This is a genomic window from Nocardia sp. NPDC006044, assembly GCF_042871115.1.
GTDB lineage: Bacteria > Actinomycetota > Actinomycetes > Mycobacteriales > Mycobacteriaceae > Nocardia.
This window is the reverse complement of record NZ_JBIAID010000005.1, coordinates 610,327-635,387: the sequence shown is the minus strand read 5'-3', so window position 1 is coordinate 635,387 and position 25,061 is coordinate 610,327. Positions and strand designations below refer to the sequence as shown.

The 25,061-nt window shown below is 68.7% G+C and carries 24 protein-coding genes and 1 tRNA gene; 9 read left to right on the top strand and 16 right to left on the bottom strand.

Annotation, left to right across the window (positions count from 1 at the left end):
• Nucleotides 1-91 precede the first annotated feature (91 nt).
• Nucleotides 92-463 carry a hypothetical protein gene (locus ACFYO1_RS39055; protein ID WP_387243044.1) on the bottom strand — a complete coding sequence of 124 codons (372 nt, stop codon included), beginning with the start codon at nucleotides 461-463 and terminating at the stop codon, nucleotides 92-94.
• Between the two features lie 194 nt (nucleotides 464-657).
• Here ACFYO1_RS39055 and ACFYO1_RS39050 point away from each other — a divergent pair, with 194 nt between their 5' ends.
• Together ACFYO1_RS39050 and ACFYO1_RS39045 are read left to right on the top strand one after the other, a co-directional pair.
• Nucleotides 658-1,239, top strand: a complete 582-nt coding sequence (locus tag ACFYO1_RS39050; RefSeq protein WP_387243041.1) for a hypothetical protein — start codon at nucleotides 658-660, stop codon at nucleotides 1,237-1,239.
• A gap of 16 nt (nucleotides 1,240-1,255) precedes the next feature.
• Nucleotides 1,256-2,668 carry a metallophosphoesterase gene (locus ACFYO1_RS39045; RefSeq protein WP_387243038.1) on the top strand — a complete coding sequence of 471 codons (1,413 nt, stop codon included), beginning with the start codon at nucleotides 1,256-1,258 and terminating at the stop codon, nucleotides 2,666-2,668.
• An 85-nt stretch (nucleotides 2,669-2,753) separates the two neighbouring features.
• Here the strand turns inward: ACFYO1_RS39045 and ACFYO1_RS39040 are convergent.
• Nucleotides 2,754-2,828 (bottom strand) — tRNA-Cys (locus tag ACFYO1_RS39040).
• A gap of 129 nt (nucleotides 2,829-2,957) precedes the next feature.
• On the opposite strand from ACFYO1_RS39040, the gene ACFYO1_RS39035 reads away from it, so the two are divergent.
• Together ACFYO1_RS39035 and ACFYO1_RS39030 are read left to right on the top strand one after the other, a co-directional pair.
• A complete protein-coding gene (locus ACFYO1_RS39035) occupies nucleotides 2,958-3,500 on the top strand; it encodes a MarR family winged helix-turn-helix transcriptional regulator (RefSeq protein ID WP_387243035.1) in 543 nt (180 codons plus the stop codon).
• Between the two features lie 135 nt (nucleotides 3,501-3,635).
• Complete coding sequence (locus ACFYO1_RS39030; protein ID WP_387243032.1) at nucleotides 3,636-4,694, top strand: Hsp70 family protein; 1,059 nt, start codon at nucleotides 3,636-3,638, stop codon at nucleotides 4,692-4,694.
• 37 nt (nucleotides 4,695-4,731) lie between these two features.
• Here the strand turns inward: ACFYO1_RS39030 and ACFYO1_RS39025 are convergent, their stop codons facing one another.
• The 11 genes from ACFYO1_RS39025 to ACFYO1_RS38975 all read right to left on the bottom strand — a co-directional run bounded on the left by ACFYO1_RS39025 (nucleotide 4,732) and on the right by ACFYO1_RS38975 (nucleotide 15,528).
• The gene (locus tag ACFYO1_RS39025) at nucleotides 4,732-5,508 is read right to left on the bottom strand and encodes an enoyl-CoA hydratase (protein ID WP_387243029.1); all 777 of its coding nucleotides are present in this window, start codon (nucleotides 5,506-5,508) and stop codon (nucleotides 4,732-4,734) included.
• Between the two features lie 114 nt (nucleotides 5,509-5,622).
• Nucleotides 5,623-5,811, bottom strand: a complete 189-nt coding sequence (locus tag ACFYO1_RS39020; RefSeq protein WP_387243026.1) for a DUF6374 family protein — start codon at nucleotides 5,809-5,811, stop codon at nucleotides 5,623-5,625.
• 63 nt (nucleotides 5,812-5,874) lie between these two features.
• Nucleotides 5,875-6,774, bottom strand: a complete 900-nt coding sequence (gene mmsB, locus ACFYO1_RS39015; protein ID WP_387243023.1) for a 3-hydroxyisobutyrate dehydrogenase — start codon at nucleotides 6,772-6,774, stop codon at nucleotides 5,875-5,877.
• Entirely contained in the window at nucleotides 6,767-7,825 is a 1,059-nt protein-coding gene (locus ACFYO1_RS39010; protein WP_387243020.1) for an enoyl-CoA hydratase/isomerase family protein, read from the bottom strand. Before ACFYO1_RS39010 ends, mmsB begins: the two co-directional genes overlap by 8 nt.
• On the bottom strand, nucleotides 7,822-8,961 hold the full coding sequence (locus ACFYO1_RS39005) for an acyl-CoA dehydrogenase family protein (protein ID WP_387243017.1): 1,140 nt from the start codon (nucleotides 8,959-8,961) through the stop codon (nucleotides 7,822-7,824). Before ACFYO1_RS39005 ends, ACFYO1_RS39010 begins: the two co-directional genes overlap by 4 nt.
• Before the next feature lie 2 nt (nucleotides 8,962-8,963).
• Nucleotides 8,964-10,463 carry a CoA-acylating methylmalonate-semialdehyde dehydrogenase gene (locus ACFYO1_RS39000; protein WP_387243014.1) on the bottom strand — a complete coding sequence of 500 codons (1,500 nt, stop codon included), beginning with the start codon at nucleotides 10,461-10,463 and terminating at the stop codon, nucleotides 8,964-8,966.
• A gap of 267 nt (nucleotides 10,464-10,730) precedes the next feature.
• Nucleotides 10,731-11,672 (bottom strand): DUF2157 domain-containing protein, encoded by a 942-nt coding sequence (locus ACFYO1_RS38995; RefSeq protein WP_387243011.1) that lies wholly within the window; start codon nucleotides 11,670-11,672, stop codon nucleotides 10,731-10,733.
• A 59-nt stretch (nucleotides 11,673-11,731) separates the two neighbouring features.
• A complete protein-coding gene (locus ACFYO1_RS38990) occupies nucleotides 11,732-12,673 on the bottom strand; it encodes a hypothetical protein (RefSeq protein WP_387243008.1) in 942 nt (313 codons plus the stop codon).
• A gap of 22 nt (nucleotides 12,674-12,695) precedes the next feature.
• The gene (locus tag ACFYO1_RS38985) at nucleotides 12,696-13,511 is read right to left on the bottom strand and encodes a hypothetical protein (RefSeq protein ID WP_387243006.1); all 816 of its coding nucleotides are present in this window, start codon (nucleotides 13,509-13,511) and stop codon (nucleotides 12,696-12,698) included.
• A complete protein-coding gene (locus tag ACFYO1_RS38980; protein ID WP_387243003.1) occupies nucleotides 13,508-14,530 on the bottom strand; it encodes a hypothetical protein in 1,023 nt (340 codons plus the stop codon). The genes ACFYO1_RS38985 and ACFYO1_RS38980 overlap by 4 nt, the downstream gene beginning before the upstream one ends.
• Entirely contained in the window at nucleotides 14,527-15,528 is a 1,002-nt protein-coding gene (locus tag ACFYO1_RS38975) for a hypothetical protein (RefSeq protein WP_387243000.1), read from the bottom strand. Before ACFYO1_RS38975 ends, ACFYO1_RS38980 begins: the two co-directional genes overlap by 4 nt.
• A 237-nt stretch (nucleotides 15,529-15,765) precedes the next feature.
• Between ACFYO1_RS38975 and icmF the strand changes: the two genes are divergently transcribed.
• Complete coding sequence (gene icmF, locus ACFYO1_RS38970; protein ID WP_387242997.1) at nucleotides 15,766-18,981, top strand: fused isobutyryl-CoA mutase/GTPase IcmF; 3,216 nt, start codon at nucleotides 15,766-15,768, stop codon at nucleotides 18,979-18,981.
• An 11-nt stretch (nucleotides 18,982-18,992) separates the two neighbouring features.
• On the opposite strand, the gene ACFYO1_RS38965 is transcribed toward icmF, so the two are convergent.
• Nucleotides 18,993-19,394, bottom strand: coding sequence for a Dabb family protein (locus ACFYO1_RS38965; RefSeq protein ID WP_387242994.1), 402 nt, complete (start codon nucleotides 19,392-19,394; stop codon nucleotides 18,993-18,995).
• A gap of 110 nt (nucleotides 19,395-19,504) precedes the next feature.
• Here ACFYO1_RS38965 and ACFYO1_RS38960 point away from each other — a divergent pair, with 110 nt between their 5' ends.
• Nucleotides 19,505-20,134, top strand: coding sequence for a TetR/AcrR family transcriptional regulator (locus ACFYO1_RS38960; RefSeq protein WP_387242991.1), 630 nt, complete (start codon nucleotides 19,505-19,507; stop codon nucleotides 20,132-20,134).
• Between the two features lie 109 nt (nucleotides 20,135-20,243).
• Nucleotides 20,244-21,317 (top strand): amidohydrolase family protein, encoded by a 1,074-nt coding sequence (locus tag ACFYO1_RS38955; RefSeq protein ID WP_387242988.1) that lies wholly within the window; start codon nucleotides 20,244-20,246, stop codon nucleotides 21,315-21,317.
• A 12-nt stretch (nucleotides 21,318-21,329) separates the two neighbouring features.
• On the opposite strand, the gene ACFYO1_RS38950 is transcribed toward ACFYO1_RS38955, so the two are convergent.
• Complete coding sequence (locus ACFYO1_RS38950; protein WP_387242985.1) at nucleotides 21,330-21,986, bottom strand: TetR/AcrR family transcriptional regulator; 657 nt, start codon at nucleotides 21,984-21,986, stop codon at nucleotides 21,330-21,332.
• 165 nt (nucleotides 21,987-22,151) lie between these two features.
• Between ACFYO1_RS38950 and ACFYO1_RS38945 the strand changes: the two genes are divergently transcribed.
• Together ACFYO1_RS38945 and ACFYO1_RS38940 are read left to right on the top strand one after the other, a co-directional pair.
• Complete coding sequence (locus ACFYO1_RS38945; RefSeq protein ID WP_387242982.1) at nucleotides 22,152-23,645, top strand: flavin-containing monooxygenase; 1,494 nt, start codon at nucleotides 22,152-22,154, stop codon at nucleotides 23,643-23,645.
• 41 nt (nucleotides 23,646-23,686) lie between these two features.
• The gene (locus ACFYO1_RS38940; protein ID WP_387242979.1) at nucleotides 23,687-24,094 is read left to right on the top strand and encodes a DUF3224 domain-containing protein; all 408 of its coding nucleotides are present in this window, start codon (nucleotides 23,687-23,689) and stop codon (nucleotides 24,092-24,094) included.
• Here the strand turns inward: ACFYO1_RS38940 and ACFYO1_RS38935 are convergent.
• Nucleotides 24,079-24,894, bottom strand: coding sequence for a helical backbone metal receptor (locus ACFYO1_RS38935; RefSeq protein WP_387242976.1), 816 nt, complete (start codon nucleotides 24,892-24,894; stop codon nucleotides 24,079-24,081). The genes ACFYO1_RS38940 and ACFYO1_RS38935 overlap by 16 nt on opposite strands.
• Between the last annotated feature and the right edge of the window lie 167 nt (nucleotides 24,895-25,061).

Genomic DNA, 25,061 nt, shown 5'->3' with positions numbered 1-25,061 from the left:
GAAGTGGTGACATCAAGAACGACACACCGAGCGGGACCCGGCTGTGCGGAAGTGCGGGTGGCGGCTCAGGGGTGTCCCGTTCGCGGCTCGGTCAGGCGCAGCTGACCTTGAAGTCGGCGGTCTGGGTGGTGGCGGGGACGACGTCTACCTTGACCGAGGTCGAGCTTTTCGGCTCGCAGCCCGAGGCCGAGGTGAACTGGGCCTGGTAGCAACCGGGGGGCAGGTTGGTGGCGGCGGTGCCGTCGGGTCCGGTGGTCAGGGTGGCGAGCATCGGGCCTGCCTCGCAGGTGGTGATGCCGATCTGCGCACCGGCCACGGCATACGGCTCGGCGCCGGTCATCTGGGCCTGCACCCGCAATGTGCCCTGCCCGGCCGGCGCCGGATCGGCCCCCGCGGTGCCCGCGCCCTGCGCGATCGCCAGCAACCCGACGCCGAGGACGGACATGCCGATCAATCTGCGCATTCGAATCTCCTTCTGCACGAACGAACATGGGCGGTCAGCCGCACCCGGCAAATATAGTCCGCCGGCCGCGCGCCGACGAGGGACATGCCCGAGCCGCAGACCAGCGAGTCGGCCGGGACCATTTCCCGCTCACCCGGGCGCCCCGTTGACGTAACCTTCGAGGAAGCCGAGGGGGGCTGACGGAGGACGAGACTATGACTTATCCGCCGGGCGGGCAGCCGCCGCAGCAGGGACCGCAGCAGCAGCCCACCGAATATCCGCCGCCGAGCTACCCGCAAGCCGCCTATCCACCACCGTCGCCCGGGCATCAGCCGTCGCGCCGGGGCAAGATCGGCCTGATCGCCGGACTGATCGCGGTCGTGCTGCTGGCGCTCGGCGGTGTCGTGGTGCTCGGCGCCGTGCTGACCGCACAGGGCAAGGGACCGCTCGCCTCGGACGGAAAGCGGATCGAGAACGCGATCCGCGACTTCTACGACACGCTGGACAACAAGGGATTCCAGGCCGCCGCGGCGAAGGCGTGCGCGGCCGACCGGGCCGAGTTCGAGGCACTGCCCGAGGAACAGCGGCAGCAGTTCGAGTCCGCGACGGTCGCGGTGCACATCGATAAGATCGAGAACATCGTGATCACCGGCGACACCGCGACCGCGCACATCGTCGGCAAGCTCACCCTCGAGGTGCCGGGCCAGGCGCCCGACACCGACACCAGCACCACCGAACACCTGACGAAGGAAGACGGTAAGTGGAAGGTCTGCTCAGCGGTCACCGGCAAGAATTGACGCCACACCCGCGCGCATGAACGAACGAGTCTCGTGTTGCGGGCCGTCCCGGCGAACTGTGCTCGGCGCCATCGGTTTTGCCGCGCTACTACCGCTGGCGCGCGCGGGTTCGGCTCGGGCCCAGCCGAATCCGCTGATCGCCACCGATCTGGAAGTGGTCACGATCACCGACCGGTCGGTGATCGTGACCTGGACAACGGTCGCGCCCGATCCGGCCGGGCGACTGATGCCGGTGGACGCCGACGCGGAACTGCTTCTGGCCCCGGCAGATTCGCTGCGCGCGCCGGTTCCGGTCTACGCCGACGCGCAGCCGACCCCCTTCCACTACGCAGAGATCGACGGCCTGGAACCCGGTCGCACTTACCGTTTCGAGGCTCGGTCCAACGGCGTGTGCGCGATCCCCGCGCTCTCCCTGACCACGCTCACCCCCGGCACTCCCGAAACCACCGGCCGATTCACCACTTTGGTGCCCCCGCCCGGCCGTCCACTGCACACTCTCGCCCTGGCCAACGACGTGCACTTCGGGGAGGAGGTCAGCGGTCTGCTCGTTGCCGGCCTGCCACCCGGTGTCCGGCAAGATGTCCCGCCGTACCCCGAGGTGATGCTGGCCGCGATGCTCGACGATCTGCGCCGCCCGGACCGCGCCGCCGAACGACTACTCATCGCCGGCGACCTCACCAGCGAAGCGGCCCTGGACGATTCGCGCGCCGTCCGCGCCCAGCTCGACGCCTGGGGCTCGCTGGGCGAGGACTACCTCGTCGTCCGCGGCAACCACGATCGCCCGCACACCGGCCCCGAGTACGCGGGTTGCCGGCCCGCCCCGGCCGACCACCGCGACTGCTGGGCCGAGGCTTTCACCCCGCGCGGGCAACTGATCGAGCACGAGTCCCGCGGCCTGCGCGTGCTCGGCCTGGACACCAGCGAACTCGACGGCTCCGGTGGCACCATCGACCGCCCTCAATTCGACCTGTTCGCCGAGCGACTCCGCGACGACCCCGACCGCCCGACCCTGGTCTTCGGCCATCATCCGGTCACCATCGAATCGGGCCTGACCAATCTCGCGGGCCCCGGCTTCGTGCTCAACGGCCGCGACAGCGCCGAACTGCAAGCCGGCTACGACCGCGCCCCCGGCGTCTTCCTGCACCACAGCGGCCACACCCACCGCAATCGCCGCACCCGCCCCGACACCGGTTGCGCCGTCGAATTCCTGGAAGTCGCTGCGGTGAAGGAATATCCGGGCGGCTACTGCCTGCTGCGCCTCTACGAAGGCGGCTACATGCTCAACTTCTACAAGACGCGCACCGAAGCAGCTCGCCGCTGGAGCGCGGCCACCAGATCCGAGTACTTCGGCCTGCTGCCGGATTACACCCTCGGCAGCGCAGCGGACCGTAATCACGTTGTGCTGCGCGATTTCTCGGGACTCGGCTGAGCGCCGCGGCTGGTTCGAGGCGCCCGGTCCGGCCGTGGCACCGGCCGGACCGAGCGTTACCGCTGGAGGCGACCCTCGAACCCATTGGAGCGAGCGGCGGGAATTGAACCCGCGTAAACGGCTTTGCAGACCGTTGCCTCAACCACTCAGCCACGCCCGCCTCGCGTTTGATAGTGCCGTTCGAGGCCCCTAGAACCCACCCTTGCGCTCACCCTGATTCGAAGCGGGTGTGACCCGAAGCCACCTCGATGTCCCCGAACCGCGCCCACCCGCATGGAATGATCGGAGAATGTCTCGGCCACGCCCGCTTCCGCTCGACCCGATCGAGGAGGCCCATCGCCAGTGGGTCGGCCACGGCTGGGGTGACGTGGCCGATGGCATGGCGGCGGTGACCTCGCTGGTACGCGCCCAGCAAATCGTGATGGCCCGGGTGGACGAGGCGCTGAAACCGACCGGTTTGACCTTCTCCCGCTACGAATTGCTCATGCTGCTGAGCTTCAGCAAGACCGGCGCACTGCCGATGGCGAAGGCCAGCGCCCGCCTGCAGGTGCACCCGACCAGCGTGACCAACACCGTCGATCGGCTCGAGGCGGCGAAGCTGGTCGAACGGGTGCCGCACCCCACCGACCGGCGTGCGACACTCATCGAGATCACCGATGCCGGAAGGGAATTGGTCGCGCAGGCGACCGAGGAACTCAACACCCGGGTCTTCGCGGTACCCGGCCTCGCACCGGACCGGCTGCATACGCTGTTGCAGCTATTGGCGGAATTCCGACATGCCGCAGGCGACTTCGACACCGGCGACGAACCGGCGCGCTGGTCCGCGACCTGATCGAAAAGCATCGGCCGTACCGGTCGGTTCAATACACCCGCGAATTGACCACGAAGCAACAGTCTGGCATCCAACTAGCGAATTTCCCGGCCCGTTGTCTTGGCAGCGGCGGCAAAAAGGTTCACCATGTAAACCATGGTGCTGGTCTTGGGGGTATCGGCGGGCGCTGGGGGCGCACGCGCGATGCTGACTCACTCCGATCAGCCGCATCTCCCGCCGATCGATCGATGCGCGGTACTTCGGCGCGCCGGTGGCGGGGTCGAGGAACCGGTCTTCGAGGCCATCCGCCAGATGCGCGGCGCGGCCGACCGGCGCGACGAACTGGTCACCGGAACCGCCGTGACCTGCCGCTGCACCCTGCACGCCGACGCGATCCGGACCGGAGCCGGGCGCAACCGCCTCACCATCGTCGACGAGCCCTTGGCGCAGCTGCGCTATCTCCGATTCACCGGCCAGCTGCCGAACGAGGGCACGGTCCTGCTCTACGACCTCGGCACGTCCGGCCTGACCATCACGCACGCCGACTGCCGCACCGACACCATCCTGGCCGGCAAGCGCAGCACGGTGCTCGGCGGCGACGGCTACGACGCGCTGCTGCGCTGGCAGCTCGCGCGCGGCGGCGTGCTCACCGACAAGCTGACCAGCCGCAGACATCGCGAGGCGCTGAGCAGCGAGCGCGTGGTCACCGCGATCGACCCGATCTCCGGCGGCCGCGAGGTGGTCACCCGCAGCGACCTCGCCGAGTTGTGCGCCGCGAGCCTGCATCATTCGGCGTCGTTCGTACGGCAGCTGATCGAGGAGAGCGGCGTGCGGCCCGAGGCGCTGGTGCTGCTCGGCGGCTGCACCCGCAACCCGGCCATCCGCGACGAACTCGCGGAGCTGATCGACCTGCCGATCATCTACGACCCGGAACCGGACTACGTCTCGGCCCGCGGCGCGGTGCTGCTCGCGGCCGAACGCCACAGCGGCGACGTGCGGATGGCCCGCGCCAGGGCGGGCGCGGGGCTGTCCGCGTCGCTGGTGCACGGTCCGGTCGACCGGCGCAAGCTCATCGCCGCCGTCGCGGTCACCGCGGCGCTCGGCGCGACGATCGCCGGCATCCTCGCGCTGGACCGGCCGTCGACCGAACCGAGCCACGGCACCCCGTCGACGCCGGTGGAGATCGTCGGACCGGCGCCGTCGAGTTTCGGCTAGCCCGAATTCGCGCCGCCTAAGTGGACGGGCATTCCGCTCAGCGGTTGGTGAACTTCGCCGGCCGCTTCTCCACGAACGCGCTCATGCCTTCCTTCTGATCCTCGATCGCGAAGAGCGAGTGGAACACTCGGCGTTCGAAACGCAGGCCCTCGGCCAGGGTGGTCTCGAAGGAGCGGTTGACCGCCTCCTTCGCGATCATGGCGACCGGCAACGACATCGACGCGATGGTGTCGGCCACCTCGAGCGCGGTATCCAGCAGCTCGGCGGCGGGCACGATGCGCGAGACCAGTCCGGCGCGCTCGGCCTCCTCGGCGTCCATATTGCGGCCGGTGAGCACCAGATCCATCGCCTTGGCCTTGCCGATCGCGCGGGTGAGCCGCTGAGAGCCGCCGATGCCGGGGATGACGCCGAGCTTGATCTCCGGCTGCCCGAACTTCGCGGTGTCGGCCGCGATCAGGATGTCGCAGATCATCGCGAGTTCACAGCCGCCGCCGAGGGCGTAGCCCGCCACCGCGGCGATGGTCGGCTTGCGGAACGCGGCGAGCCGGTCCCAGCGCGCGAAGTGGTCGTTCAGGAACATGTCCATGTACGACTTCGGCTGCATCTCCTTGATGTCGGCGCCGGCCGCGAAGGCCCGATCCGAGCCGGTGATGACCACGGCGCCGATCTCGTCGTCGCGCTCGAGCTCGTCCAGCGCGGCGATGACGTCGTCGAGGACCTGGGCATTGAGTGCGTTGAGCGCCTTCGGGCGGTTCAGCGTGATCCAGCCGACCCGGCCCTTGCGCTCCAGCAGAATCGTCTCGAAGTCGGTCACTCGGCACCTTCTCGGTCGGGGGTCAGGAATATCGGTGACGATACAGGAGGCAGCCCTGCCGACCCGTTCGCAACGTCCCGACGGTATTCTGAAATTGTTACAGCACAACGGAATTCACTCCCCAGCCGCGTCTAGAGCGCTGGTCAATTCCGCATATACCCGCAAGCCCTCGGCGATCTTCCCCGCGGCGTTCTCCAGCTGCTCGGGCGGCAGGTACTTGCCGAACGCGGCCGCGTCGAGCAGCTGGTCACGGACCTGTTCGAGGTTCATCCTGGCCCAGTCCTGGCGGGAAAGTGGAGACACGGCTCGAACAATACCTCGAGTCGAACGCATGTTCGAGACGTGTCATCCGTTTGGTTCGACGAGTCAGGCGTCGGTGCCGGGGACGTCGCTGCGATCGCGGATCTCGGTCACGATCGCCGAGAAGTCCCGCGCGCCCGAGGACTCGTTGAACCGGTTGTAGATCTCGGCCGCGAGCAGACCCAGCTGACCGTCGATGCCGTTCTCGCGCAACGCGTTCGCGGCCAGGCCCAGATCCTTGTTCATCAGCGCGGTGGCGAAACCGGGCTGATAGTCGTTGTTGGCGGGGCTGGTCGGCACCGGGCCGGGAACCGGGCAGTAGCTGGTCAGCGCCCAGCTCTGGCCCGACGCGGTGGAGACGACATCGAAGAACGACTGGTGGGTCAGCCCCAGCTTCTCGCCGAGCACCAGGGCCTCGGACAGGCCGATCATCGAGATGCCGAGCAGCATGTTGTTGCAGATCTTGGCGGCCTGGCCGACGCCGGAGCCACCGCAGTGCACGACCTTGCCACCCATCACCTCGAGCAGCGGCAGCGCGTCGGCGAAGTCCTCGGCGCCGCCGCCGACCATGAAGGTCAGCGTGCCCGCGGCCGCGCCGGCCACGCCGCCGGAGACCGGGGCGTCCAGCGCGCGGTGACCCGCGCCGATGGCGAGCACCGCGGCCGACTTGGCGTCGGCGACATCGATGGTGGAGCAGTCGATGAACAAGGTGCCGGGCTTGGCGGCGGGGAGCAGTTCGGCGTACACGTCGAGGACGAGTTTTCCGTTGGGCAGCATGGTGATCACGACATCGGCGTCGGCCGCCTCGGCAGCCGTGCTCACCACGGTGGCGCCGTTCTCGACCGCCTGCTCCCGGGCGGTGAGCACCGGATCGTAGGCCAGCACTTCATATCCGGCCTTCACCAGGTTCGCCGCCATCGGCGCGCCCATGTGGCCCAGCCCGAGGAATCCGATCTTTTCAGTCATTGCTCACCAAACCCAGTTCCTGATCGCCTAATTCGGCGAAGTATGCGTCGACCTGTGCGGTGGTGACCTCGGCGAGGGTCGCCGGGGACCACTGCGGGTTGCGGTCCTTGTCGATTACCTGCGCGCGGATGCCTTCCACCAGATCGGGCGAGGACAGCGCCGCGATGGAGACCCGGTACTCCTCGTTCAGCACCGTCTCCAGGTCCGGCGCGGTGCGCGCCGAACGCAACGACCGTAGCGCCACCTTCAGCGCGACAGGCGATTTCGTGAGAATGTCCGCCGCGGCCTGGCCGGCCTCCGGCGCATCGGCGGCGTGCAGGCGGGCGACGATCGCCTCGACCGTGTCCGCCCCGTAGCAGGCGTCGATCCAGGATCGCCGGCCGAGCAGGCCGGATTCCGGTGCGGCCGTGGCGAACTTGGCGATCGCCACGTCGGCGGCCTCGGTACGCAGCGTATCCAGCAGGGCCGGAAGGTGTTCGGCGGCGACGAAGTAGTCGGCGAAGCCGGCCGCGATGGCGTCGCCCGCGGTCATCCGGGCGGTGGTCAGCGCGACGTGCGTGCCGACCTCGCCGGGACTGCGCGACAGCAGGTAGGTGCCACCGACATCCGGGACGAAGCCGATGCCCACCTCGGGCATGCCGATCTTGGACCGCTCGGTGACGATCCGGTGGCTGCCGTGGCCGGAAAGCCCGACGCCGCCGCCCATCACGATGCCGTCCATCACCACCACGTACGGCTTCGGGTAGCGGCCGATGAGCGCGTTGAGCACGTACTCGTCGCGCCAGAAGCGGCCGGTCGGCGAATCCGCGCCGGTGGCGCCGCCGGTCGCGTCGGTGTGGATGGCGACGATATCGCCGCCCGCGCACAATCCGCGCTCCCCCGCGCCGGTCAGGACGACGGTGCGTACCTCGTCGTCGTCCGCCCAGGCGCGCAGCGCGTCGGTAATGGCCAGCGTCATCGAGTGATTCAGCGCGTTGATGGCCTTGGGCCGGTTCAACGTGATGAGCCCGAGCCCATCCGCCTTCTCGATCAGCACTTCTGGTTCCGTCATGCCGCTCCTACCACCGCGCGGGCGACGACCACCCGCATGATTTCGTTGGTGCCCTCGAGGATCTGGTGTACCCGCAGATCTCGGACGATCTTCTCCAGGCCGTATTCGGCCAGGTAACCGTAGCCGCCGTGCAGTTGCAGCGCCTTGTTCGCCACCTCGAAGCCCGCGTCGGTGGCGAATCGCTTTGCCATGGCGCACAACTCGACCTTGTCCGGCGCGTCGGCGTCCAGCGCCGCCGCGGCCCGCCAGAGCAGGGTGCGGGCGGCCTCCAGTTCGGTGCGCATGTCGGCGAGCTGGAAGCGCAGCGCGTCGTTCTTCAGCAGCGGCTTGCCGAACGCCTGCCGATCCGCCAGATACGGCACCGTCTTCTCCAAGGCCGCCTGCGCGCCGCCGACCGAGCAGGCGGCGATGTTCAGCCGTCCGCCGTTGAGGCCGTTCATCGCGATGCGGAAGCCGTCGCCCTCCGCGCCGAGCAGGTTCGCCGCGGGCACCCTGGCGTCGTCGAAGATCACCTGCCGGGTCGGCTGCGCGTGCCAGCCCATCTTTCTTTCGTTGGCGCCGAAGGAAACTCCCGGCGTATCCGCGGGCACGATGAACGCCGAGACGCCGCGCGCGCCCGCCGCTCCGGTGCGCGCCATGACCACGTACACGTCGGTCGCGCCCGCACCGGAGATGAACTGCTTTGTGCCGTTGAGGAGGTAGTCGTCGCCATCGCGAACGGCCTTGGTGCTCAACGCCGCCGCGTCCGAGCCGGCGCCCGGCTCGGTCAGCGCGTAACTGGCCAGCAGCTCCATCGATGTCAGCCTCGGCAGCCAGCGATCGCGTTGCGCCGCATCGCCGTAGGCGTCGATCATCCAGGTCGCCATGTTGTGGATGGAGATGTAGGCCGCGATGGCCGGGCAGCCGGTGGCGAGCTGTTCGAAGACGCGCACGGAGTCGAGCCTGCGCAGGCCCGAACCGCCCACGTCCTCCCGGACGTAGATGCCGCCGAGCCCGAGCGGGCCCGCCTTGCGCAGCACGTCGACCGGAAAGTGCTTCTGCTCATCCCATTCCAGGGCGTTCGGGGCGAGGAACTCGTCGGCGAATCCGCGCGCGGTGTCGCGGATGGCCTGCTCGTCTTCGTCGAGGATGAACATGGTCAGTCCATGGTGGGGATGACGAACGCGTTGCTTTCCTTCATGCCGGAAGGCCAGCGCTGCGTGACGGTCTTGGTCTTGGTGTAGAAGCGGAACGAGTCCGGGCCGTGCTGGTTCAAATCGCCGAAGCCGGAACGCTTCCACCCGCCGAAGGTGTAGTACGCGATCGGCACCGGGATCGGGACGTTGATGCCGACCATGCCGACCTGCACGCGGGCGGCGAAGTCGCGGGCGGTGTCGCCGTCGCGGGTGAAGATCGCGACGCCGTTGCCGTATTCGTGCTCGTTGGCCAGGCGCAGGCCCTCCTCGTAGTCCTTGGCCCGGACGACGGCGAGCACCGGACCGAAGATCTCTTCCTTGTAGATCCGCATCTCCGGGGTGACCTTGTCGAAAAGCGTTGCGCCGACGAAGTATCCGTCCTCGCCGCCGGGCACGGTCACGCCGCGGCCGTCGATCACCAGCTCGGCCCCCTCATCGATGCCGATCTGGACGTAGTTGTTCACCCGGTCCACCCCGTCCTTACCGACGAGCGGGCCGTAGTCGGCGCCCGGATCGTCGGAGCGGCCGATGTTGAGCTTCGCCACCCGCTCGGTGAGCTTGGCCAGCAGGCGATCCGCGGTCTCCTCGCCGACCGGCACCGCCACCGAGATGGCCATGCAGCGCTCGCCCGCGGAACCGTAACCGGCGCCGATCAATTGGTCGGCGACATCGTCGAGGTCGGCGTCCGGCATCACGATCGCGTGGTTCTTCGCGCCGCCGAAGCACTGGGCGCGCTTGCCGTTCGCGGTCGCGGTCTCGTAGATGTACTGGGCGATCGGGGTGGAGCCGACGAAGCCGACGGCCTTGATCCGCGGGTCGTGCAGCAGCGCGTCGACGGCCACCTTGTCGCCGTTGACCACGTTGAACACGCCCGGCGGCAGACCTGCCTCGAGGAACAGCTCGGCCAGGCGCAGCGGCACCGACGGGTCGCGTTCGGATGGCTTGAGCACGAACGCGTTTCCGGTGGCCAGCGCCGGGCCCGCCTTCCACAGCGGGATCATGGCCGGGAAGTTGAACGGGGTGATGCCGGCGACGACGCCGAGCGGCTGGCGCATCGAGTAGACGTCGATGCCGGTGCCCGCGCTCTCGGTGTACTCGCCCTTGAGCAGGTGCGGTGCGCCGACGGCGAACTCGATCACCTCCAGGCCGCGCTGGATGTCGCCCTTCGCGTCGGCGATGGTCTTGCCGTGTTCCGAAGACAGCAGCGCCGCAAGCGAATCCATCTCGTCCTGGACCAGCGTCAGGAAGCGCATCAGCACCCGCGCGCGCTTCTGCGGGTTGAACGCGGCCCAGATCGGCTGCGCCGCTTCGGCATCGGCGATGACCGCCTCGACCTCGGACTTACTGGCCAGCGGCACCCGCGCCTGCACCTGGCCGAGATTCGGGTCGAAGACGTCACCGAAGTTGCCCGAGGTGCCCGCGACGTGTTGCCCGCCGATGAAGTGAGTGAGTTCGCGAACCATGCCAGTCCTGTTCTGGTAGCCGACCATGACACCGCTTGGCGCGGTATGCGGTCATCCTATAGTTGGACGTCCATGTAAATGTGGAGTGTGACCCATCCCACCCCGGGCGTGGTGTGCTCCCGACCACTGACATGGCCGGAAATGTGCCCTTGACCGTCAGTTTCACCGAGTGCGATACAGTTCCCCGCCCGGGATACAGCGCAAAGGCATGGCCGATGACGAGCCCTTCCGGCGGCGGACAACGCCTTCAACCGTCGAAGGCGCGATCTAGGCCGACGGCTTCGGCGCCCTGGTGAGCATGAACGCGCCACCTCCGAGTACCACGCTCCCAGCCACCAGTACGGCGACCGCCACGGCAAGGGTGCTGTCGGTCCATTCGGTCACGGCCTGCGCGGTGGCCAGCGCGACCGCGAGACCGCCGCCGATTACCAGTACGGTCGAACGCCGCTCGGCGAACAAGGCGAAGCAGGCGACGGCCACCAGCAGGCTGAGCAGACATGCCCACCACCAGTCATCAGCCTCGACGACCACCGCGCCGATCAACGAGATCCCCACCGCGATCGCATAACCCAGCCAGGTCTCGACGAAACCGCCGATCCTGGTGAGCGCGAACCAGATTCCGCCGACCACCAGCATGCCGAGTCCGCACCAGACATCGTGGACGCCGGCGAGATCGCCGAGCACCGCGGGCAGGAACGCGCTGAACCCACCGCAGGCGAGCATCCCGATCACCGACGGCACCGCGCGATAGCCGAGCACGGCCGCCACCAGACCCGCGATCACCGCCCACGACGCCGCGTCGTCGGTGCCGTTGTCCAACGCGGTGCCCACCGACCCGGCGATCGCCCCGGCCGCGAGCGCAAGCAACGCCGCCGCGAGCCGAGCCCGGGATCCGTGCGGATCCCGCTCGAACAGCGTGCCCGGCCCGCCGAGCACCGCGATCGCGCCGAGCACCAGTCCGAACGACACCGCGAGCAGCACCGCGACCCGCCCGCCGCGCGCTAGATCGTCCCAGGACGACCCGATCACCAGCGCGACGCCACAGAACACCAGCCCAGCACCGACGTAGGCCGCGATCTCGGCCAGAATCTTCCCGCGCGGCCGCGACTCCCGCGTCGCCAGCGCCGTCATAACCGCCTCGAACTGCGCCTCGCTCAGCACACCCTGCTCGACCAGCTCCCGCACAGCCACCCTCTGGCGTGTACCCATCCGCTCATTATCTTCGCGTGCACCGGATTCGTGCGCGGTGTGATGGAGGATGCGCGGAGTCAGGCCTCGGGGCCGAGTTCTACGACGGTGCCGGGGTGGGCCAGTGACGCCACGGTGATGCGGCCACCCTTGGCCTGGTCGATGATCTGGCCCTGCCAGGCGACGAAGCAGGAGGCGGCTTCGCTGTTGTAGGCGTTGGTGAGGATGGGAGCCAGTACCTTGGCGAGGTTGCCCTCGGCCGCGATCAGCTGATCCCGGTAGGGTCCGTAGTACGGCAGGATTGCTTGCAAGACAACGGCTTCCACGCCCTGGACCTGGGTGATGAACGGATCGATCGCCGGCTGGTACTGCGCCAGGATCGGGGCGATCTCGGCCAGCACCGGGCCCGCGAGTTGCAGGATCGGCTGGTAGACCGAGCCGAGCGCGAACGCCTCCGAGGAGAACGGGCCCGCCAGCGGGGCGAGTCCGATCAGCGAGGCGAGACCGCCCTGCTGCTTCGGTGCGGGCCAGCCGAGCGGGCACGCGGGCTGCGCCGCGAGCGGCGCGGCGGCGAACGGGTTCGTCCCGCCCGCGCCGCCCAGCGGAACGGAGCTGTTCGGCGCGCCGCCGAGCGGGACCGAGCTGTTCGGCGCGCCCGCACCCAACGGGACCGAACCAGCGGGCGCACCGGCATTCGGCGCGGTCGTACCGGGGTTGATGGCGACGGCGGCGGGAGCGCCACCCGAGCCGAGCGGAACCGAGGCCGCCGGGGCGGGCCCGCCGGGCGCGGGCGCGGCGGGGGCGGGCGCCGGTGCGGCAGACGGCGTTTCGGCCGGAGCCGCGGGCGCGGCTGGGCGGGCCGCCGCAGCCGGCTGCTCCTGGGTGATCACCACGCTGGTGACGTCGTCGTCCTGCCGCACCGTCAGCGCGGTGACCGCGACCGCGCTGCCGATGACCGTCAGCGCGGCCACCGCGCGGATGGCACTGGCGAGCGCGGGCCTGGTCGTCGTGCGAGAACTCATCGGGCCGTACTCCTTCTGCTGTCTATTTGACCGGGGCCGCAGGCGAATCGGGCGCGGCGGCGGCTGGTTCGTACACGCCCTCCAGGTGCCAGACGCCGGTGAAGCCGTTGAACGGCCCGCCGACGATGAGGCTGGTCCACTGCAGGGTGAACTTGCGGGTCTTGGCATCGAAAGTGCCGGTGGCCGGGGGTCCCTGGGCGGCATCGGCGGTGGGCTTGTCGAACCACTGCTTGGCCACCCAGTCCCAGACCTTCTGCACCTGTTCGGCGCCGGCCACCTGTGCGTCCTGCTTCTCCGGCGGCTTCGGCGCGCCCTGGTTGAACTCCTGGTCGTTCCACGAGGCCGCCCAGGACGACACGTCGGCGGTCAACTTGCCGCCGTCGTTCGTCACCGAGGGCGGCGGCACCCGGCGCTGGGTCTGCGGGTCGGTCGGATTGGTGGAGATGCCGAACTCGACGGCGAAGAACTTGGTCGGCTTGGTGATCGACGCGGACAGCGAATTGCCCTGTGCGAATCCGGGATTCGGCTCGCTCTGGTATCCGCCGATGCGCAGGCCGCCGGCCGTGCCCGGCTCGAGCAAGGTGGTCGACCCGTTCTGCGCCGGGGAGTCGCCGTTGGGCATGTAGGGGCCCTTCTCCGGCGTGCCGCCCGGCTGCACCATCCGGAACCAGGTGCCGGCGACGCTGTCGCCGGACACCGAACCCGGGGTGAAGCGCAGCAATCCGACCAGCGGCTCCGGTCCGCTCGAGGCCGGGGCGTCGTCGCCGCTGGAACATCCGGACACCCCCAGCGCCAGCGTGGCCAGGACTGTCGCCGCGATCAGCTTTCGTGCGCTCATGCCGGATTCCCTCCTACTAGGTTGGCCCGCAATCGGTTCGGCAGGCGCAGGCCCTCGACCGTGGCGGCCAGCACGAAGATGCCCGGCACCAGGTAGAAGAACCCGAGTCCGCGGAACGCGCCGAAGCCGATGGGGCGGGTCGAGTCGTTCAGCGCGACAACGGCATCGAAGTCGCGCACGTTGTCGTTCATCGCGCCGATCAACGCGGCGAACCGCGAAGTCATCGGCTGCCAACGGGTTTCGAGCGTGGTGATGCCGGTGAGATCTGCCTCGGGGTGGGCGGCGCGGACGGCGGCGGTATAGCGGCTGTTGAGTTCGCCGTCGGCCGCGACCAGGGTGACGAAGTAGCCCTGCAGCTTCCGGACCTCGTCGTGGGTCAGGATCGGGCGCAGGTCGTTGATCAGCGGTTGCGCCGCGGGCGAGGCCGGGAACAGCCCGCCGAGCAGCGGCACCGCGATCAACCCGAGCGCGGCCAATCCCGCGACCGAGCGCCAGACCAGGGCCTGTCCGCCTTCCTTCGCGCGCCGGTAACCCAGCACGCCCGCGCCGACCAGGACCACTCCCGGCAGGGCGAACAACCACGGCAGCGTGCCGAAAGGCGGTACTGCGGCCAGCTTTTCGTAATTGCCCCGGTTGTCGTCGATCGCGCCGATCATCCCGGACATGTGATAGCTGATCTCCGGGTAGTCGCGGACGAACTGGTCCACCCGCTCGAAGTCGCCCGGCTGCTGACCGTTCTTCTGCAACGTGACCACATTGGTCCGCGCGTCATCGAGGACCTGCAGATCGTGGCGGTACCCGTCGATGCTCGACCGCGTCATGTACGGCTCGAACGCGTCGATCATCGCCTCCCCCTTGACCGCTCGCGGAAACATGCCGGTGACGATGGGCGCGAGCACCAGGAGCGCGCCGATCGCGATGATCAGCACGAACGGCCACCGTTTCCGCGGACGCGCCGGCGCGGGTTCCGGATTCGAGACGAATTCCGAATAGGCGGGCAGCCCCGACACTGCCGTCACTGCCGTTGCCGACGGACGATCCGGTCCGCGTTGAAGAACACACCGGCCGCCGCGACCGCGACGACGAGCAGCGTCGGCACCACCCACGCCGGGGTGTGCCTGCCGCGCGGGACTTCGACGGTCTTCGAGGCGAGCACCGGATCGGCGTGGATCGGTTGCGCCTGGGCTTGCGCCACCGGCGCGGCGGCGGGCGCCGGAACCGGAGCGCCAGGAGCGGGCGCCGCCGGGGCCGCGGGCGCGGGCGCCGGAGCCGCCGGCCCGGCCGCGGGTGCGGCGGGTGGCGCGGCGATCGGTGCGGCGGCGGGCGCGGCCTGCGGGACACTGCCGCCGCGGTACTGCCCGGCCAGATGCCACAGCCCGGTGAAGTTGTTGAACGGACCCCCGACGATCTGACTCGTCCATTCGATCACGAAGTTGCCCGAGCCGTCGATGGTGCCGCGCACGGGACTGGTCTTGCCCGGCAACCCGCCACCCGGCTTCGGCGCGCCCTGGTTGAACACCTGGTTGTTCCAGGTCACCCCGAGGCTGCTCAGATCGCCGGAGAGCTGCCCGCCGTCGGAGTAGATCTCGGGCACCGAGGTGCCGCCGCCGGTCTGCGGATCGGTCGGGTTGGTCGCGGTGGCGAAATCGACGCCGTAGAACCGCACCGGCGTGGTGACCCGGCCCGACCGCGCGTTACCCGCCCCGTCGAAGGCCGCCGCGGGCTGCGGCTGATAACTGCCGCTGACCAGGCCGCCGTCGCTGCCTGCGGACAGCGTGGTCACCGTCTGATCGCTGCACGCCGAGTCACTGTTGGCCAGATAGGGGCCGCCGGCGTCCCCGGTCGGCAGGATCATCCGGAAGAAGCTGCCGGTCACCGCGCCGCCGGAGCAGACGCCGGGAGCCAGGGCGAACAGACCGTTCAGCGGCGCGGGTTCGGCGTGCGCGAACGGCGCGGCGAACGTCGACAGGCCGAGGGCGGCGACCGCGGCGGCGAACCGATATGAGTTCCGTCCCATGGATCTTCCTTTTGGTGGATTTGTGCAGATGGATTTCGGATTTAGGGCATCGCGTCACATCGGAACTCGAGCCCGCACCGGTTGTCGCCATTTGCATTCACGGTGAGCGGAACCTCGATGGCCGGCTTTCCCGAATTGACCGGGCGTGTACTACCTGGCGCTGTGATCGGCATCACCGTAGGATTAGTTTGACGTCCTAGTATCGGGCGCCAACTGGATATATCCCGGAGGAATGCCGTGGCCGATCACACGCTGCACACGCCGACCAACCCCGTTCGCTTCGTGACCTCCGCGGCACTGTTCGACGGGCACGACGCGGCGATCAACATCATGCGGCGCATCCTGCAGGCACAGGGTGCGGAGGTGATCCACCTCGGGCACAACCGCTCGGTCAGCGAGGTGGTCGACGCGGTGCTCACCGAGGACGCGCAGGGCGTCGCGGTCAGTTCATATCAGGGCGGGCATGTCGAGTACTTCGAATATCTCGCCGACGCGTTGAAAAAGGCCGGGGCCGAACACGTCCGGATATTCGGCGGGGGCGGCGGCGTCATCGTCGCCGAGGAAATCGCGCGACTCGCCGAATCCGGGGTGACCATCTTCTCCCCCGAGGACGGCCAGCGACTCGGCTTGCCCGGCATGATCAATCAACTGATCCGCGCCTGCGACGTCGATCTCGCCACCGAGCCGCCGGTGCTGGACGCGGTGCTCGCGGGTGAACGCGCCGCACTGGCGCGCGCCATCACCTGCCTGCAACAGGACGCGCTGCCCGACAGCGACCGGCAGGCCCTGACCCGGGCCGCCACCGCGCGCACGGTGCCGGTGCTCGGCATCACCGGCACCGGCGGCTCCGGAAAGTCCTCGCTCACCGACGAATTGGTGCGCAGGCTGCGCTCGGACCAGCAGGACAAGCTGCGCGTCGCGATCCTCGCGGTGGACCCGACCCGGCGGCGCGGCGGCGGCGCGCTGCTCGGCGACCGCATCCGGATGAACGCCCTCGACGGCGACCATATCTTCTTCCGCTCGCTGGCCACCCGCGGCGGGCGCGAGCTGCCGGACAATATCGAACTGATCGTGACCGCCTGCAAGGCAGCGGGTTACGACCTGGTGATCCTGGAAACGCCGGGCATCGGCCAGGGCGACGCCGCGGTCACCGACCATGTCGACGTGTCCATGTACGTGATGACCCCGGACTTCGGCGCCGCCTCCCAGCTGGAGAAGATCGACATGCTGGATTTCGCGGATGTGGTGGCGATCAACAAGTTCGAGCGCAGGGGCGCGGCGGACGCGCTGCGCGATGTGTCGCGCCAGCTGATCCGCAATCGGGAGGCGTTCACCGCGTCGCCGGAGGACATGCCGGTATTCGGCACCAGCGCTGCGACTTTCAACGACGACGGGGTCACCGCGCTGTATCAGCACCTGGCCGGGCTGCTGTCCGAGCGTGGCCTGCGGTTGGAGGCGGGTGCGCTGCCCCGGGTGAACACCCGCACGTCGACCCGGTTCGCGCAGATCATCCCGCCGGCGCGGGTGCGCTATCTGGCCGAGATCGCCGACACGGTGCGCGAGTACCACGCGACGACGGCAGCGCAAGTCGTTGCCGCACAACGGGTGCAACGCGTCGAACAGGTCGCGGCCGAACTGCCCGGCGATTCCGCCGTCGCGGAGCTGGCCGTCGCGGCCCGCGCCGAGCTGACCGCGGAGAACGCGGCGCTGCTCGCCGAATGGCCCGCGCTGGCCGAGTCCTACCGCGGCGACGAGCAGGTGGTGCGGATCCGCGACCGCGAGATCCGCACGCCGCTGCGCCGGGAGACGCTGTCCGGCAACTCGATTCCGCGGGTCGCGCTGCCCAGGTACACCGACCACGGCGAGCTGCTGCGTTTCCTGCGCGCCGAGAACCTGCCCGGGCGCTTTCCGTTCACCGCGGGCGTTTTTCCGTTCAAGCGGGACAACGAGGATCCGGCCAGAATGTTCGCCGGCGAGGGCGACCCGTTCCGCACCAACCGGCGGTTCAAGGTGCTCAGCGAGTACGCCGACGCCAAAAGGCTGTCCACCGCGTTCGATTCGGTGACGCTCTACGGTCACGATCCGGCCGAACGCCCCGACATCTACGGCAAGGTCGGCACCTCGGGTGTCTCCATCGCCTCGCTCGACGACATGAAGGCGCTCTACGACGGTTTCGACCTGACCTCGCCCACCACCTCGGTGTCGATGACCATCAACGGCCCGGCCCCGACCATCCTCGCCTACTTCCTCAATACCGCGATGGACCAAGCCCTGGAACGGTTCTCGGCCGCCGAAGGACGGGCGCCGACCGAGGACGAGACCGCCGATATCCGGGCGAAGACCCTGGCGACGGTGCGCGGCACGGTGCAGGCCGACATCCTCAAGGAGGATCAGGGCCAGAACACCTGCATCTTCTCCACCGAATTCAGCCTGCGCATGATGGCCGATATCCAGGAGTGGTTCGTGCGCAACGGCGTTCGTAATTTCTATTCCGTCTCGATCTCCGGCTATCACATCGCCGAGGCGGGCGCGAACCCGATCAGCCAGCTCGCCTTCACCCTCAGCAACGGATTCACCTACGTGGAGGCCTATCTCGCGCGCGGCATGAAGATCGACGACTTCGCGCCCAACCTGTCGTTCTTCTTCTCCAACGGCATGGATCCCGAATACTCGGTGATCGGCCGGGTGGCCCGGCGGATCTGGGCGGTGGCCATGCGAGATCGCTACGGCGCCAACGAGCGTTCACAGAAGCTGAAGTATCACGTCCAGACCTCCGGTCGCTCGCTGCACGCACAGGAGATGAGCTTCAACGACATTCGCACCACGCTGCAGGCGCTCATCGCCATCTACGACAACTGCAACAGCCTGCACACCAACGCCTACGACGAGGCGGTGACCACCCCCACCGAGGAATCGGTGCGCCGCGCACTCGCCATCCAGCTGATCATCAACCGCGAGTGGGGCGTGGCGATGAACGAAAACCCCTTGCAGGGCAGCTTTCTCATCGACGAACTCACCGACCTGGTCGAGGAGGCGGTGCTGGCCGAATTCGACCGGATCAGCGAACGCGGCGGCGTGCTCGGCGCGATGGAAACCGGCTATCAGCGCGGCAAGATCCAGGACGAGTCCATCCGCTACGAACACCGCAAGCACGACGGCTCGCTGCCCATCGTCGGCGTCAACACCTTCCGCAATCCGCACGGCGAACCGAAACACGAGATCGAACTGGCCCGCGGTACCGAGCCGGAAAAGCAGTCCCAGCTGACCAGGGTCCGCGAATTCCAGCATCGGCACCGCGATTCCGCCCACGCCGCCCTCGCCCGGCTCGAGGCCGTGGCCCGCACCGACGACAACATCTTCGACGTGCTGATGGACGCCGCCCGCGTCTGCACCCTGCAACAGATCACCGACACCTTCTTCACCGTCGGCGGTCAATACCGGCGCAACGTGTAAGGCGCTGCGGCTCAGAAGATCTGCACCTCGGGGACGGTCTGCATCAGCTGTGCCCAGTCCGGGTACTTCGCCAGCTTCGCCTCGTGCAGCGCCATGATCTTTTCGCGCAGGGCCGGATCCGGCGTGTCCGAAACATCGGGCCCGATCGCGATTTTTGCGACATGCGGGATGATCCGCGGATCGCCGTCGAGGTGGACCGGGTCGTGCATGTACCGCTCCAGCGCCGCCAGATCCTTGATGCCCACGCAATAGGCATGGGTCAGGCCCGCCGAGTTGTCTCCCAGGTTCTGCCCGACGGTCGAGAACGACACCGACTCGACCGACGCCGTGCGCCGCATCAGCGCGAGCACCTCCGCCTTCTGCTCGTCGGTCGTCTCGTCCCGGAAGCCGAAGCGCAGCAAGTGGACAATCATGGATCCTCCTCGGTTTGAACTGATGGGTTCAATCTAGATAACTGATTGGTAGATCCACAAGAGTGAACCCGTGAGTTCATTTCGCTTCGAGTAAGCGCTATCGTTCAGGGGTGACGGGAGCTACGACGGCGCGCGGCCGCATCGACAAGCGGCAGGCGATCCTCGACGTCGCGTTCGCCGTCTTCGCCCGGCGCGGCTACGACAAGACCTGCGTGCAGGAGATCGCCGACGAGGCCGGCGTCGCGAAACCCACGGTGTACAACCACCTCACGGACAAGCAGACGCTCTTCCGGCACGCCGTGCTCGCCGCGGCCGACGCGGTCGCGGCCGAGACCCTCGCGGTCGCCGACCGGCTCCGCGAACCCGGCGAGAACCTGCGGCCCGCACTGACCGAGGTCGCCACCGAACTGCTCGCGGTGTGCGCGGGCGAGCGCGCCCGCGCCCTGCGGGCACTGACCTACGCCCAGCTCGCGGCGTTCCCCGACCTCACCGACGAGGTACTCGAGCGCACCTCCCGGCGCATCTCCGAGGCGCTCGCGGACCGGCTCGCGCGGCTGGCGCTGTCGGGCAAGTTGCGGATCAGCGACCCCGCGGTCGCCGCAGAACAGCTGCTCGCCTTGCTCACCGGGCCGCTGGAGGCGCGGTCCCGGCTCGGCACCCGCGAGGTCCCCGCGGCCGAATGCCGCGGCATCGCCGATGCGGCCGTCGGCACCTTCCTGTCCGCATTCGGCGCGCCCTGACCCCTCGACAGCGCGGGTGTGTCACGGCATGCGCCGATTCCGGACGACGGGCGTGGTTGCCGTGTGACAATCGCCGGGTCAAGGCCCTCGGCGTGTTGGGACGGCGGACATGGATCTATCGGGTATCCGGATCATCGACGCACATATTCATCAGTGGGATCCGTTCACCACCCCGCGAACATTCAGCGCGACCGCGCGGTTGCTGCGGATGTTGCCGATCCCGATGGCTCTGGCGAAACGGGCCGCACCGCGACGGGATCGCGAATTCGCCGGGGATCCAACGGCTTTCAGTCGCCCGTATCTCCCTGCGGACTATCGCGCGGACGCCGGTGACGAGCCGATCGACACCATCGTGCATATCGAGGTCGCCTGGGCCGGTACGGATCCTTTGGCCCTGGCCGACGAGACCGCATGGGTGGCCCGGCTCCCCTTCGGTGGCGACAACCCGGAATTGGGGGCGATTCTCGGCAACGCGGACCCGGCGGCGCCCGAATTCGCCGCGCTGCTCGACGCGCACCTGGCCGCCGCGCCCCTGCTGCGCGGCATCCGAGCGCACGCGGCCCATCACCCCGATCCGGGCGTGCGGCCCTACGCCGACCATCCGGGCGCGCTCGCCACGAAGGAGTTTTTGAACGGATTCGCCCGCCTGGCCGAGCGCGACCTCTCGTTCGAGGCCTGGGTGTACTCCCATGCCCTGCCCGATGTGACGGCACTGGCCGAGCGGTACCCGGAGGTGCCGATCGTGCTCAACCATCTCGCCACTCCCGCAGGAATTTTCGGGCCGATCGGCAAACACACCGGAATCAACCCGAGCGTGCGGCGCGCGCTGTATCTGCGCTGGCGCGACGACCTGTCCGCGCTCGCCGAGCGGCCGAACGTGGTCGCGAAGGTCAGCGGACTGATGATGCCGGTCCTCGGCCATCCGGTGCCCCCGCGCGGCGCCACCACCCCGGTTCCCGTGCTGGTGGACCGGATTCACCCGCTCATCGAACACGCCCTCGACGCGTTCGGCGCGGACCGATTGATCTGGGGCTCGAATTTCCCGGTGGACAAACCGATTACGACCATCGGCAACAGCATCGAGGCGGTCGCCACCGCGGTCACCGGGCACGGCGGCGGCCGGACGGAACTCACGCACATCTTCCGGGATACCGCCCGGCGCGTGTACCGGATCGAGGCGTGACGCCGAAACCGGTTATCCCCCAGCAGTAATGATCTCCGGCGGCAGGTACTGGGCGCCGATCAGCGCGCCCAGCCGGCAGGTGTGTTCGATGATGCGATCGCCATCGATGTCCATTGCGCCGGTGCGCCAGGCGGAGAGCAGCTCGATGAAGCCGCCGATGCCGGCCAGGGTGCTCATCCGGAACTCCAGCTCGTCGGCGTCCGGGCGCAGGTAGGGCCGGGCCGTGACGACCAGCAGTTCGGTGCCGTCGGCGAGCATCGTCTTGCGGCGCTGCTCGAGCACGGCGCTGCCCGCGTGCTCGGCCAGCAGGATGCGCGCGCGCCCGCTGTCGTCGGATTGCAGGCGTACCGCGCGGGTCACCGCCGCGCGCAGGATCTCCTGCGGCGGCCGCTCGACGTGCTCGGTGAAGATCGCGGCCAGCTCGGCGAACACCTCGGCGCAGACCGCGTCCCAGGCGGCGCCGAGCAGTTCGTCGCGGTCGGCGAAGTGTTCGTAGAAGTAGCGGTCGTTGAGCGCGGTGCGCTGGCAGACTCCGCGCATGGTCACCGCCGCCCACCCGTTCTCGATCCAGATGTCCAGGGCGGCCTCGATCAGCCGCGCGCGACGTTCGGCGCGGCGCTCCTCGGTGGTGCGGCCGCCCCAGGTCCGGGGCGGTACGCGCAGGCTCATGGTTGACAAACTACCGCACCGCGCGCCTAATTGGTGGCATGTGCGGCCAATTATGATCGGCCGCACACAGCACGGGTCGACTCCGCCGTCTTCGCCGCGGGACACGGCCCGGGACGCACGGGCGGTGACGCGAGCGGAAGCTCCGCGCCGAAAACGGGAGGTCGCATGACTAGCAACGGGATCGATCACGAGGTGATCATCGTCGGCGCCGGATTCTCCGGGATCGGCGCCGCGATCAAGTTGCGGGAGGCCGGATTCGACGACTTCCTGATCATCGACGAGGCCGACGGGGTCGGGGGCACCTGGCACTGGAACACCTATCCCGGTATCGCCGTGGACATTCCGTCGTTCAGCTACCAGTTCTCCTTCGAGCAGCGGGCCAGCTGGTCCCGGACCTACGCGCCCGGACGGGAATTGAAGGCCTACGCCGAATCGTGCGTGGACAAATACGAGCTGCGGCCGCGAATCCGGTTCGACACCACCATCACCGAGGCCGAATTCGACGCGGACGGCTGCCACTGGCGGCTGCACACCGCCGACGGCGGCGAGCTGACCGCGCGCTTCGTCATCAGCGCCACCGGCGTGCTGACCCGGCCCAAGCTGCCCGAGATCCCGGGCATCGAGGACTTCGGCGGCGTCACCATGCACACCTCCCGCTGGGACCACCGGCAGGACCTGCGCGGCAAGCGGGTCGCCATCATCGGCACGGGAGCCTCTGCGGTGCAGGTGATTCCGGAGACCGCGCCCGAGGTCGAGCAGCTGGTCGTCTTCCAGCGCACGCCGATCTGGTGCCTGCCCCGGCTCGACCTGCCGCTGCCCAAGCCGGTGCAGTGGGCGCTGCGGCTACCCGGCGCGCGGTCGCTGACCCGGCTGATCAGCCAGACCTACGTGGAGATCACCTTCCCGATCGCCGCGCACTATCACAAGAATCTGCCGACCGCCGCGCTCGGCGAGCGGGCCGGCCTCGCCCACCTGCGCAGCCAGGTGCACGATCCGGTGGTCCGGGAAAAGCTCACGCCCCGTTACGCTTTGGGCTGCAAGCGGCCCAGCTTCTCGAACGACTACCTGGCCACGTTCAACCGCGACAACGTGGTACTGGAGACCGACCCGATCGAACAGATCACCGGCACCGGCGTGCGCACCGCCGGCGGCACCGAATACCCGGTCGACATCCTGGTGCTGGCGACCGGTTTCAAGGTGATGGAATCCGGCAACATGCCGACCTACGACCTGCGCGGCATCGGCGGCTTGGACCTGGAGAAGTGGTGGGACGAGAACCGGCTACAGGCCTATGAGGGCGTCAGCGTTCCCGGCTTCCCGAACTTCTTCTCCATCATCGGCCCGTACGGCTACAACGGCTCGTCCTACTTCGCGCTGATCGAGAACCAGACCAGGCACATCCTGCGCTGCCTGCGGCACGCCCGCGCGGGCAAGGCGACGGTCGTCGAGGTGACCCGCGAGGCCAACGACCGCTTCTTCAAGGAGATGCTCGACCGGCGCGGCGGGCAGGTGTTCTGGCAGGACAGCTGCTCGGTGTCGAACAGCTACTACTTCGACAAGCACGGCGACGTGCCGCTGCGGCCCTCGACCACGGTCGAGGCGGCTTGGCGCAGCGGGCATTTCGACCTGTCCGACTACCGGTTCGCCACGTCGGCCTAGGACCCGCGAACTTGTCGGTAGCCGTCGTTACGATCCCGCGCATGAAAGCAATCGGTACCTTTTCCGTCGTCTCGTTCGTCCCGACCGAGGTGGTCCCCCAGCCGGCCATCGGCACCGCGCTGCCGGTCGGCGTCGCGCAGATCGAGAAGAAGTTCGACGGCGAGATCACCGGTCGCTCGGCGACCCTGTTCACCGCGGCGTTCGACCAGGCCACCGGCACCGGGACCTACGTCGCGATGGAGTCCTTCGAGGGAGCGCTGAACGGTGCCGCGGGCAGCTTCAATTTCACCCATTCGGCGACCACCTCCGGCACCGACCGCACCGCCGAATCGTTCGTCATCGTCCCGGCCAGCGGAACCGGCGACCTGGCCGGGATCACCGGCACCGGCGGGCTCAGTGTGGACGAGGACGGCACGCATCACCTGTGGTTCGACTACGAACTCGGCTGAGCACCGCCGGGGAACGCCGCCGCCAACTGCTCGGTGAGGATCTGCCGTGCGGTGGCCAAGGACGGGCCATACCAGGTGAGGCTTCGGCCCTCCACCAGTGCCACCGGGACGCCCGGAAAGGCTTCGGGGCCATCGGTTCTGGTGAAGACATAAGGCTCATCGGGTAGTACGGCGAGATCGATGCCCGTGGTCAACTCCGCCTCGGTGAGGCGGGGATACCGGTCCGGCCGGTCCGCGTGCACCAGGTTCAGCCCGAGCCGGCCGGCCAGGTCACCGGTGAAGGTGTCGCGGCCCACAACCATCCACGGATTGCGCCAGATCGGGATGACCGCGGCGCGGGGCAGCGTGGGCGGAGGTGCCGCCCAGACGGATTCGGCCTCGGTGAGCCACGCCGGGATGCCGGTACCGAGGGCAACCGAGAAGAGCCGGGCCAGCGAGGCAAATGCCTCGTCCACCGTCTCGATCCTGGTCACCCACACCGGAATTCCCGCCGACCGCAGTCGGTCGACATCGATGCGCCGGTTCTCCTCCATGTTGCACAGCACGAGATCGGGCGCGAGTTCGGCGATCCTGCGCACATCCGGGTTCTTGGTGCCCCGCACCCGTTCGACCGCGAGATCGGCCGGATGCGTGCACCATTCGGTCGCGGCGACCAGGACCTCCGGGCAGCTCACCGCGACCGCCTCGGTCAACGAGGGCACCAGCGACACCACCCGGCGCGGCGGTCGCGCGAGCGGGACAGCGACGCCTAGATCGTCGCTGCCCGGGCCGATTTCCGGCCACGAACCCTTGCCTGCCACGGGTACCAGCCTAGGCGGGCCGGGGTACTGCCCGAAGTTCGGCGCGAAGGGCAGCGGCTGGGCAACCCTCGGGCAGTTCCCGGGCGGGGTCCATGCGCGCAGACTGGGTGAGGCATCCGGTGTCGGGAAGTCCCGGTCCCTGTGTCACCGGACCTGATCCCGCCCCG